Source organism: Streptomyces sp. NRRL S-31 (genome assembly GCF_000718775.1).
Classification (GTDB): Bacteria; Actinomycetota; Actinomycetes; order Streptomycetales; family Streptomycetaceae; genus Streptomyces.
Window position 1 is genome coordinate 22130 of record NZ_JOCB01000096.1, and the last position, 11021, is coordinate 33150.

At 73.5% G+C, this 11021-nt stretch carries 7 protein-coding genes; 3 read left to right on the top strand and 4 right to left on the bottom strand.

Annotation, left to right across the window (positions count from 1 at the left end; genetic code table 11):
- Window positions 1-123: 123 nt before the first annotated feature.
- Window positions 124-1773, bottom strand: a complete 1650-nt coding sequence (locus tag IF37_RS0130655; protein WP_030749834.1) for a GGDEF domain-containing protein — start codon at window positions 1771-1773, stop codon at window positions 124-126.
- Between the two features lie 299 nt (window positions 1774-2072).
- Between IF37_RS0130655 and IF37_RS0130660 the strand changes: the two genes are divergently transcribed.
- The gene (locus IF37_RS0130660; protein WP_030749837.1) at window positions 2073-2609 is read left to right on the top strand and encodes an NUDIX domain-containing protein; all 537 of its coding nucleotides are present in this window, start codon (window positions 2073-2075) and stop codon (window positions 2607-2609) included.
- A gap of 64 nt (window positions 2610-2673) precedes the next feature.
- Here the strand turns inward: IF37_RS0130660 and IF37_RS0130665 are convergent, their stop codons facing one another.
- Window positions 2674-5028: a glycoside hydrolase family 31 protein gene (locus IF37_RS0130665; RefSeq protein ID WP_030749841.1), complete on the bottom strand. Its 2355-nt coding sequence runs from the start codon at window positions 5026-5028 to the stop codon at window positions 2674-2676.
- A 211-nt stretch (window positions 5029-5239) separates the two neighbouring features.
- Here IF37_RS0130665 and IF37_RS0130670 point away from each other — a divergent pair, with 211 nt between their 5' ends.
- On the top strand, window positions 5240-7207 hold the full coding sequence (locus IF37_RS0130670; RefSeq protein ID WP_030749843.1) for an acetoacetate--CoA ligase: 1968 nt from the start codon (window positions 5240-5242) through the stop codon (window positions 7205-7207).
- A gap of 209 nt (window positions 7208-7416) precedes the next feature.
- A complete protein-coding gene (locus IF37_RS0130675; protein ID WP_030749845.1) occupies window positions 7417-8310 on the top strand; it encodes a hypothetical protein in 894 nt (297 codons plus the stop codon).
- A 91-nt stretch (window positions 8311-8401) separates the two neighbouring features.
- Here IF37_RS0130675 and ptsP read toward each other — a convergent pair whose 3' ends face one another.
- Window positions 8402-10072, bottom strand: coding sequence for a phosphoenolpyruvate--protein phosphotransferase (gene ptsP, locus IF37_RS0130680; RefSeq protein WP_030749847.1), 1671 nt, complete (start codon window positions 10070-10072; stop codon window positions 8402-8404).
- A gap of 78 nt (window positions 10073-10150) precedes the next feature.
- Window positions 10151-10600, bottom strand: a complete 450-nt coding sequence (locus tag IF37_RS0130685) for a PTS glucose transporter subunit IIA (RefSeq protein WP_030749849.1) — start codon at window positions 10598-10600, stop codon at window positions 10151-10153.
- Window positions 10601-11021 lie beyond the last annotated feature (421 nt).

Sequence of the window (11021 nt, forward strand, 5' to 3'; positions counted from 1 at the left end):
ACCGGCACGGACCGGCCCCTCCGCCGGCGTCCGGCGGACCCGGCGACACCGTGCAGAGCACGGCCTCGGCCCGTCCGCCCTGCTCCGCGCGTGCGCCGCGGCGGAGGGAGGGGCACGGGCCGTTCACCAGCGCGGTTCGGCGGCCGCGTACCCGGCCTGGGCGGGGGCCGGGCCCGGGCCGCCGCGCCGGACCTCATGGCCGGGGAACCCGGCGCGGCCGAGCACCCAGCTCCCGCCGTGCAGCGCCTTGGCCGCCTTCTTCAGCGGGGCGAGCCGGGCGGCGGCCTGGTGGTGGTCGCTCACGCTGCCCGGACCGCACACGACGGTCGCCACCGACAGCGTGACCGGCCGCCCGCCCGCCGCCCAGGGAGCGTCCAGCACGGCGGTCACCAGCGGAGCCAGCGCCTCCTCGTCGGCCAGCACCAGGAAGTCGTCCCCGCCGATGTGCCCCACCCGGGCGCGTCCCGCCGCCTGCTGGAGCGCGCCGCCGACCGCGCGGATCAGCTCGTCGCCCGCGGCGAACCCGGCTCCGTCGTTGACCTGCTTCAAGTGATCGATGTCCAGCCAGCTGAGCGCGAACCCCCGCCCGCTCGAGATCCGCCGGTCCACCTCGCCCACGATCGCGTCCGACCCGGGCAGCCGGGTCAGCGGGTTGAGCCCGGCCGCCTCCTCGCCCCGGATCTCGGCCAGCGCCCGCACCAGGTCGGCCAGGCGTACGACCCCCACGCACCGGCCCTGTCGGTCGACCACCGCCACGTCGTCGGAGGTCCGGTCGCGGCCGCCCACCGCCACCACGTCCAGCACCTCCCAGGCCGTCGCGTCCACCCCGACCGTGCGCGGCGCGTCGCCGAGCTTGAAGGCCGGCCGGTCGGCGTAGAGCGCGTGCCCGTAGCGCCCCGACATCGACAGCAGGAAACGGGAACGGTGCACCGAGCGGACGGGCCGCCCCGACGGATCCACCAGCAGCACCCCGGAGAGGTCCGGGGAACCGGTCAGCACCGCCCGCACCCGACCGGCCGAGGCGGTCAGCGGCAGTACGGCGGCGGGCCGGACGAACTCCCGCACCGACGGCCCCGAGCGGGGCGCACCCAGAGTGACGGGGGCCAGGAACGGAACGTATACGTCCGCCACGGGGATACGGGCCGGCGGTGCGAACAGCTCGCCCTGCGCCAGCTGCGCGCCGGCCGACAGGGCCGCCGCGCACTGGAGCTCGGTCTCCACGCCCTCCACGGCGACGAGCGCGCCCAGCTCCTCGCAGAGCGTCCGCATCGCCCGCACCGCCGCCGGCCGCGTTAGCAGCGAGGCGTCGAGCTTGACCAGGTCGGGGGAGAGGTCGGTGAGCAGCCGGAGCGGTACGTCGCCGTCCCCGATGCCGTCCGCGCTGATCCGGAACCCCTGCTCGCGCAGCGAGGCGACCGCCTCCAGCAGGGCCCGCTGCGGCACGTGCGTGTAGGGCGGGACGATGTCGAGCGTCACCTCCCAGGGCATCCGCCCGGCCCCGCGTACGGCGTCGTGCAGAGGGGGGAGACCGCCCAGGTCGGCGAGCGTGGCCGCGAACACGTTCAGATGCAGCGGCAGCAGCGTCTCCTTGCGCGCCGCGGCGCGGAGCGCCGACACGGTCAGCCTGGCGTCCAGTTCCGGATCGCGGCGGGCCTCGGCCAGGACGTCGCCGGCCTCCGGGCGGGCGAGTGTCTCCAGTGCGGCGACCGCGCCGGTTCTCAGGTTGACCACCGGCTGGAAGGCGAAGCGGAGAGTATCCGTCCAGGAGTGCACGGGAGCATGATGGCGCTGCCCGCGTACACCCGAGCGCGGTTCATGAGACGTTCACGCGGCATTCCCGGACGGTCACGGAGCGTGGGCGCCGGCGTGCCCTCGTGCCATGGGCGACCGGAAACGGGCAGGCCGTTCCCGCGAACCGAACGGCCCCGGACGGCGTCGTGGTACACGAGGGGCGGCCGGGACCGACGGGGGTGATTCCGGCCGCCCCTCGTATGCCGCCCCTTCCTCATCCGCCCGTTCCCGACGGGTCACTGCCGGAACACATCGCTCCTGCGATCGGATACAGTCCGCGCGTGTCCGAACCCCAACACCCGACTGCCAACTCCGCTCCGGATTCCCACTGTTCGAGCTGCGGAGCGCCCTATGGAGAGGGCATCTCCGGCTGGCCGCGCACCTGCCCGTCCTGCGGGACCGTCGCCTACCGCAATCCGCTGCCGGTCGCGGTCGCGCTCCAGCCCGTGTACGACAGCGAGGGCGCGGCCCTGGTCGTCATCACCCGAACCGTGGCCCCCGCGCGCGGGGGCACGGCCCTGCCCGGCGGCTACGTCGACGACCGCGAGGACTGGAGACGGGCCGTCGTACGCGAGCTCAGGGAAGAGACCGGCATCGACGCGGCCGCCCGCGACGTGCGGCTCGCGGACGCCATGAGTTCACCCGACGGGCACCTGCTGCTGTTCGGACTGCTGCCGGAACGCCCGGCCGCCGGACTGCCGCCCTCCGGTCCCACGGACGAGACCGAGGGCTGGCACCTGCTGCGCGGGCCCGAGGACCTCGCCTTCCCGCTGCACTCGGTGGCCGTCAGGGCGTGGTTCGAGGGCCGCTACGGGTGAGCCGGGCGGAGCGACCGGGTCCGAGCCCGAAACCGCGCACGGTACCGGGCGGGACGGTGCGGGTTCAGCCGAGTCCGCGCACCCGCACCGGACAGGGCGGCGCCGCCACGCCGCTCTCCCCCTCCCGGGTCACCACCACCCGGTCGCCCTGCCGGCGGGCGACATAGCGCTCGATCTCCGCTTGCTCCCACCCGTCGCCCGGGTCCGGCACGACCAGCCCGCCCCCGGTCCGCCCGGGCGCGGGCGCCCACACCTCCAGCTCCAGCCCCCCGTCGGCCCCACGCACGGGCAGCACCGCGCCCGCGCGCGCGAAGACCGGTATCCGGGACAGCGGCGCCTCCACGAGGACCCGGGCCGGCCCCTCGTGGACCTCCTCCGTCGCCGTGTCGTACCAGCGGCCCTGGGGCAGGAGCACCGCACGCCGGCCGGTGCCCGCCTCCAGCACCGGGGCCACCAGGAGACCGTCACCCAGCAGGAACGCGTCCTCGCAGTCGCGCAGCGCCCGGTCCTCCGGCGAGCCCCACCACAGCGGCCGCACATAGGGCGCCCCGGTACGCCGCGCCAGCTGCGCCAGCGTCAGGAAGTACGGCAGCAGCCGCCGGCGCTCGAGCAGCGCCGCGCGCGCGTGCTCCAGCACCTCGGCACCGAACTCCCAGGGCTCTCCGCGCCCCGCCCGCGCGCCCGCGTGGGTGCGGAACAGCGGCAGGTACGCGCCCAGCTGGAGCCACCGCAGATACAGCTCCGGTGACAAGCCGTCGCCGTGACCGCCCACATCGGGACCCGAGTACGGCACCCCGCACAATCCCAGCCCCAGCACCAGCGAAAGCGACGCCCGCAGCCCGGGCCAGCCCGTCGCCACGTCCCCCGACCAGGCACCCCCGTACCGCTGCGACCCCGCCCAGCCCGAGCGGGACAACAGGAAGGGCCGCTCCCCGGGAGCCAGCTCGCCCAGCCCGTCGTAGGCCGCCCGCGCCATGCACAGCGCGTACACGTTGTGCGCCTCCCGGTGGTCCCCGCCGCGCCCCTCCAGCACGTGCCGGGCCGAACGCGGCAACGTCGACTCCCCGAAGGCGCTGAACGACGTCGGTTCGTCCATGTCGTGCCAGAACCCGCCGAAGCCCTGCCCCAGCGGCTCCGCGTAGAGCCCGCCCCACCACGCGCGCACGCGCGCGTCCGTGAAGTCCGGGAAGACCGACTCGCCGGCCCACCCGACGCCCCGCACCGTACGGCCCCGCGCGTCCCGCACGAACGCGTCCACCGCCGTACCCCCCTCGTACACGGCGTCGCCCGGGGCCGACCGCACCGCCGGAGCGACGACCGACACCAGCCGGATCCCGTCCCGGCGCAGCTCCTCCGCCAGCACCGGCAGCTTGGGGAAACGATCCTGGTCGACGGTGAACACCCGGTGGTCGTCCTGGTGACCGGCACCGAGGTGCACGGCGTCCAGCGGCAGCCCGTGCTCCAGGTGGCCCGCCACGGTCCGGCGCACGTCCTGCTCGTCGCCACCCCGCGCGTGATGGTGCCCCAGGGCCCACGCGGGCGGCAGCGCGGGCGCCCCCGTCAGCGACGCCCATGTGAGGAGCACGCGCGCGGGAGTCCCCACCATCACCCAGCAGCGCAGCGGACCGCCGTCCATGCGCACCTCGCACCGCCCCGCCCGGTCATGACCCGACCCGGCGCCCTCCTCACCCTCCCGCAAGGCCACGATGCCGTCCCACGTCGTGTCATGGAACACCAGGTGCGTGCCCGCGTCCGCCACCACCAGCTGCACCGGCATCGTCAGGTGCAGCGGGTCGTCACCGGGCCCGAACGGCCGGCCGGGACCGGTGTTCCACAGCCGGTACCCGCCGTCCCGCAGCCGCGGACCGCGGGCGCGCCCGCCCAGCCCGAAGAAGCGGGCGTCCGCCGCCACCTCCGACCGCTGCATCCACCGTGCCGCACCCCCGCCGACCGGCTCCCACCAGCGCGGCGGCAGATCCCGCCGCAACGTCACCCCACCCGGCGTGCACACCTGCACCGCGCCGTACCGCGACACGACGACCGTCACCCGCTCGGCCACCACCCGCCAGCCGCCGTCCTTGTCCGGCTCCAGCACCGCCCTCGGATCGGGTTCCGGACCGCTCCCGGCGAGCGCGTACGACGGCTGCGGCCCGGCCCCGTCCCATCCCCAGAACACCGCACCGTTCACCGCCACCACGATCCGCAGCTCGGAACGGTCGAACCGGATCAGACCACCGCCCGGACCCGGCTCCACGCCCCGCACCTGTCCCGGCACCCGCGCACGCTCCGGCCCCCGGGGCGGCAGCCCCGCCGCGTCGATACGTCTCCTGCGCCACGCGGCCCGTACGGTGCGCAGCCCCCGTGCCGCACCCCCCGAACCGACCACACTCACCGAACGCACCAGGTCACGACCGTCCATGCTGCTCACCCTGTCACTGAGCGCCCCACGCGCGCGTGTCGTTCAACTGCCGTTCACCCGTGCCAAGGCCACATCTTCATGGCGTGGACTATGTGGGACGCACCCTGGTGTAGAAGTCGATCACATGGCATCGTCCCTGTCAGCCGCGTCACGCGCACACCCCAGCCGTGCGCGGACCGACGCCCACGACGCGCGAGCCCGGGAGCCTCCCATGTCGACAGCGAACCCCCAGCCGCTCTGGCAGCCCGACCCCGAGCGGATCGCGCGGGCCCGCATCACCCGGTTCCAGGCATGGGCCGCCGAACACCACGGCGCCCCGGCCGAGGGCGGCTACCCGGCCCTGCACCGCTGGTCCGTCGACCAACTGGACACCTTCTGGCAAGCCGTCACCGAGTGGTTCGACGTACGGTTCTCGACCCCCTACACGCGCGTGCTCGGCGACCGCGCCATGCCCGGCGCCCAGTGGTTCCCCGGAGCCACCCTCAACTACGCCGAGCACGCCCTGCGCGCCGCGGCCGACCGCGCCGACGAACCCGCGATCCTGCACGTGGACGAGTCCCACGAGCCCCGCCCGGTGACCTGGTCCGAGCTGCGCCGCCAGGTCGGCTCCCTCGCCGCGGAACTCCGCGCGCTCGGCGTGCGCCCCGGCGACCGCGTCAGCGGCTACCTGCCCAACATCCCCCAGGCCATCGTCGCCCTCCTCGCCACCGCCGCCGTCGGCGCCGTCTGGACCTCCTGCGCCCCCGACTTCGGCGCCCGCAGCGTCCTCGACCGCTTCCAGCAGGTGGAACCCGTCGTCCTGTTCGCCGTCGACGGCTACCGCTACGGCGGCAAGGAGCACGACCGCCGCGAGATCGTCGCCGAACTGCGCCGCGAGCTGCCCACCCTGCGCGCCGTCGTGCACATCCCGCTGCTGGGGACCCAGGCCCCCGAAGGCACCCTGGAGTGGGACGCGCTGACGGCCGGCGACACCGAGCCGGTCTTCGAGCAGGTCCCCTTCGACCACCCGCTGTGGGTGCTGTACTCCTCCGGCACGACCGGCCTGCCCAAGGCCATCGTCCAGTCCCAGGGCGGCATCCTGGTCGAACACCTCAAGCAGCTCGGCCTGCACTGCGACCTCGGCCCCGGGGACCGCTTCTTCTGGTACACCTCCACCGGCTGGATGATGTGGAACTTCCTCGTCTCCGGCCTCCTCACGGGCACCACGATCGTCCTGTACGACGGCAGCCCCGGCTACCCCGACACGGGCGCCCAGTGGCACGTCGCCGAACGCACCGGAGCCACCCTCTACGGCACCTCCGCCGCCTACGTCATGGCCTGCCGCAAGGCCGGCGTCCACCCCGCACGCGACTACGACCTCTCCACGGTCCAGTGCGTCGCCACCACCGGCTCCCCCCTGCCCCCCGACGGCTTCCGCTGGCTGCACGACGAGGTCCGCGACGACCTGTGGATCGCCTCCGTCAGCGGCGGCACGGACGTCTGCTCCTGTTTCGCCGGAGCCGTCCCCACCCTCCCGGTGTACACCGGCGAACTCCAGGCGCCCGGCCTCGGGACCGACCTCCAGTCCTGGGACCCGAGCGGCAAGCCCCTCATCGACGAGGTCGGCGAGCTGGTCGTCGCCAACCCCATGCCGTCCATGCCGATCCGCTTCTGGAACGACCCCGACGGCAGCCGCTACCACGGCAGCTACTTCGACACCTACCCCGGCGTCTGGCGCCACGGCGACTGGATCACCGTCACCGCACGGGGAACCGTGATCGTGCACGGCCGCTCCGACTCCACCCTCAACCGGCAGGGCGTCCGCATGGGCTCGGCCGACATCTACGAGGTCGTCGAGCGCCTGCCCGAGATCAGGGAATCCCTGGTCATCGGCATCGAGCAGCCCGACGGCGGCTACTGGATGCCGCTGTTCGTGCACCTCGCGCCGGGTGCGGTCCTGGACGAAGCGCTCCTGGACCGCGTCAAGCAGGCCATCCGGGAACAGCTCTCGCCCCGCCACATCCCCGACGAGATCATCGAGGTGCCGGGAATCCCGCACACCCTCACCGGCAAGCGCATCGAGGTCCCGGTCAAACGCCTCCTGCAAGGCACCCCCCTGGAGAAGGCGGTCAACCCCGGCTCCATCGACGACCTCACCGTGCTCGCCTTCTACGAGGAGCTCGCCCGCAAGCGCCCCTGACCCCGCGGAAGACCACCCTCCGTATCCGGTCCCGGAGGCCGCAGACCCCGTCGGCGACCTCCGGGACCCACCGCGTCCCCACCCCTTCACGCCGCTGTGACCTGCGCGGACGACCCCCACCACCCGCTCCGCGGCCACCGTCGGACCGCCGTTGTCAGTACCACCGGTTACGGTGAGTGAGCATTGATCGACTGCGCACAGGGGGAAACATGGCGCACACCGACCACCAGACCATGCGACGCGACCTGCGCCGCGAGATCGCCGGCACCATCGGCGTGCTCACCGACGACCACGACTTCCGCGCCATGCGGCGCTACCGCAGCTTCACCTTCGACGACCACACGACCTACCTCCGGCAACTGGAGGCGGTCCTCAAGGCCCGCGCCGCACAGGGCACCCACACCACCCTCGCCCTCTTCGACCCCGAGGACTACGCCGCGTACTGCGTGGACACCGGCCTGGACCCGGAAGCCCCGGCCAGCCGCACCCGGTTCACCGCGGAACTGGCGGCCACCGGCCCCACCGTCCCCTACGACGGCCGCCCGCTCGCCCTCCTCCTGCCGGCCCTCGTGGACGAAGCCGTACGCCAGGCCACCTGGGAGTACGCCACCACCCTCCTGTCCCGCCTCGGCCCCTGCCCTACCTGCGGCGAAGACATCGGCAGGGCGGCCTTCACCCGCGCCTCCCGACTGCTGGTCCGCATCCTCGACACCGCGCCGCCCGGCGACCGGCACCTCGTCTGCACCGTCTCGGGACCGCCGGACACCCTCGTCGCCGTCCTGCACGCCGACCAGGACCCCCACGGCGAAACCCGTCTGAACGAAGCCGAGGCCCTGGAGTTCACCAGCGTGCTCGCCCTCGGACTCGCCACCCGCAGCCCCGGCGGACTCGTCATGCGCACCAGCGCCACGGGCACGGCCGACCGCGTGCACGGCTGGCGACTGCGCGGCGGCGCCCTCGAACCACTCACGGCATCGGAAGTGTTCGACGCCTACTGCACCGACGCCGACTCCGGCGACATCATCCCGCCCGAGGCCGGGGTCGACTACCGCGAACCCCCCGACCTCGGAGACGACGGCACGGCGGCGGACCACCACCACTGAGGCACCGGACCACGACCGCGAACGCACCAGGGGCGCCCCACCCGAAGGCGGGACGCCCCTGGACCCGGCACCCCGCAAGGCACCGGTACGGCTACTCGCCGGACAGCACCGCCCGGGCCGCGCCGCGCGCCTCCTCGGCACTGTCCGCCGCACGCGCCGCCGCCGCGGCCCGCTCACACTGCGCCAGCGTGTACTTCGCCAGCGTCGCGCGGACATACGGAATCGACGCCGAACCCATGGACAGGGAGGTGACACCCAGACCGGTCAGCACACACGCCAGCAGCGGATCGGACGCGGCCTCGCCACACACCCCGCAGCTCTTGCCCTCGGCCTTCGCCGCCTCGGCCGACAGCGCCACCAGGTCGAGCAGCGCCGGCTGCCACGGGTCCTGGAGCCGCGACACCGCACCCACCTGCCGGTCCGCCGCGAACGTGTACTGCGCGAGGTCATTGGTCCCCAGCGACAGGAACTCGACCTCCTGGAGGATCGACCGCGCCCGCAGCGCCGCCGACGGGATCTCCACCATCGCGCCGAACTTCGCCCGCAGCCCGGCCTCCCGGCAGGCTTCCGCGAACGCCTTGGCGTCCGTGCGGTCCGCCACCATGGGCGCCATCACCTCAAGGTAGACGGGCAGTCCCTCGGCGGCCTTCGCCAGCGCCGTCAGCTGGGTGCGCAGCACCTCCGGGTGGTCGAGCAGCGTCCGCAGGCCCCGCACGCCCAGCGCGGGGTTCGGCTCGTCCGCCGGCGTCAGGAAGTCCAGCGGCTTGTCCGCGCCCGCGTCCAGCACCCGCACGACCACACGGCTCTCGGGGAACGCCTCCAGCACCCGCCGGTAGGCCTCCACCTGCTTCTCCTCGGAAGGAGCGCTCTTGCTGTCGTCCAGGAACAGGAACTCGGTACGGAACAGACCGACACCCTCGGCACCCGCCTCGACCGCGGCCGGCACGTCCGCCGGACCGCCGACGTTGGCCAGCAGCGGCACCTTGTGCCCGTCCGCGGTGGCACCGGGACCGGTGGAAGCGGCCAGCGCGGCCCTGCGCTCGGCAGCCGCGGCCTCCAGCTGCGCCTTCTTCTCCGCGCTCGGCTGCACGAAGACATCACCGGTGCTGCCGTCCACGGCCACGACGATGCCCTCGGCCAGCTCGCCGGCGCCCGGCAGCGCCACGACGGCCGGCACGCCCAGCGCCCGCGCCAGAATGGCGCTGTGGCTGGTCGGGCCGCCCTCCTCGGTCACGAACCCGAGCACCAGCGACGGGTCGAGCAGCGCCGTGTCGGCGGGAGCAAGGTCCCGGGCCACGAGCACGTACGGCTGGTCGCTGTCCGGAACACCCGGCATCGGCACACCCAGCAGCCGGGCGACGATACGGTTGCGCACGTCGTCGAGGTCGGCCACGCGCCCGGCGAGGTACTCACCGGCGCCGGCCAGCAGCTCCCGGTAGGCCGCGAAGGCGTCGTACACGGCGCGCTCGGCGGTGCTGCCGACGGCGATCCGCCGGTCCACGTCCGCCATCAGCTCCGGGTCCTGGGCCATCATGGCCTGCGCTTCCAGGACGGCCTGGGCCTCGCCGCCCGCCAGATTGCCGCGCGCCATCAGGTCGGCGGCCACGGCGTCCACGGCCTGGCGGGCACGTCCCTGCTCCCGCTCGGCGTCCTCGGCGGGGATCTGCTTGGCCGGCGGCTCCAGCACCGCCGTGCCCATGTGCCGAACCTCGCCGATCGCCACGCCATGGCTCACGCCGACGCCTCGCAGCGTTGTCTCCATCTCACCCGTCTCCGATAGTGCGGCGGGTCCCGCCGCCGCGGTGGTTGTCCGGTTCGCCGCCGTACGACGGCACTGCTGTCAGTTCCAGGAGAAGAGGCTGTCGCCGGCCTTCACGTCGCCGCTGTCCCGGAGCTCGGAGAGGGAGTCGGCCGTGGCCTCGAGCGCGACGACGGGGCAGACCGGGGACTTGCCGGCGGCCTCGACGGCGGCCGGGTTCCAGCGGATGACGGCCTGGCCGCGGGTCACGGTGTCCCCCTTGTTGACCAGCAGCTCGAAGCCCTCGCCGTTGAGCTGGACCGTGTCGATGCCGAGGTGGGTGAGGACGCCGTGCCCGCTCTCGTCGACCACGACGAAGGCGTGCGGGTGGAGGGAGACGATGACGCCATCCACGGGCGACACCGCCTCGGACGCCTCGCGCACGGGATCGATGGCGGTACCCGGGCCGACCATGGCCCCGGCGAAGACCGGATCGGGCACTGCGGCCAGTCCGATGGCCCGTCCGGCGAGAGGGGACGTCACGGTGGTCATGGGAAGCCTCCCAAGGAGTGGAGCTGTGGGTAGGGCCGTCACTGGCTGCCCCCTGACGGCGCACTGAGCAGCAGCGTATGTCAAAGGAAGTGGCGGTTCCGTACGGAACCTACCAGCAGGTGGTCTAGACCACCAACCCTGTCGATTTGCACGGTCTCCGAACCTCCGTGTACAGTCGTACTCCTGCTTGGGGCTGAGGGACGCGAAAGCGCCCCGGTCAAGCAGAACCCAAACTCGTCAGATCCTATCTCTGGATCACCTTCTGCATGTCCGCAGGAGAGTGGTCAGGGGGCCGGAAAAAGCCTGATAGAGTTTGAAACACCGAAGGGAAGCCCGGAGGAAAGCCCGCGAGGGTGAGTACAAAGGAAGCGACCGTTCCTTGAGAACTCAACAGCGTGCCAAAAATCAACGCCAGATATGT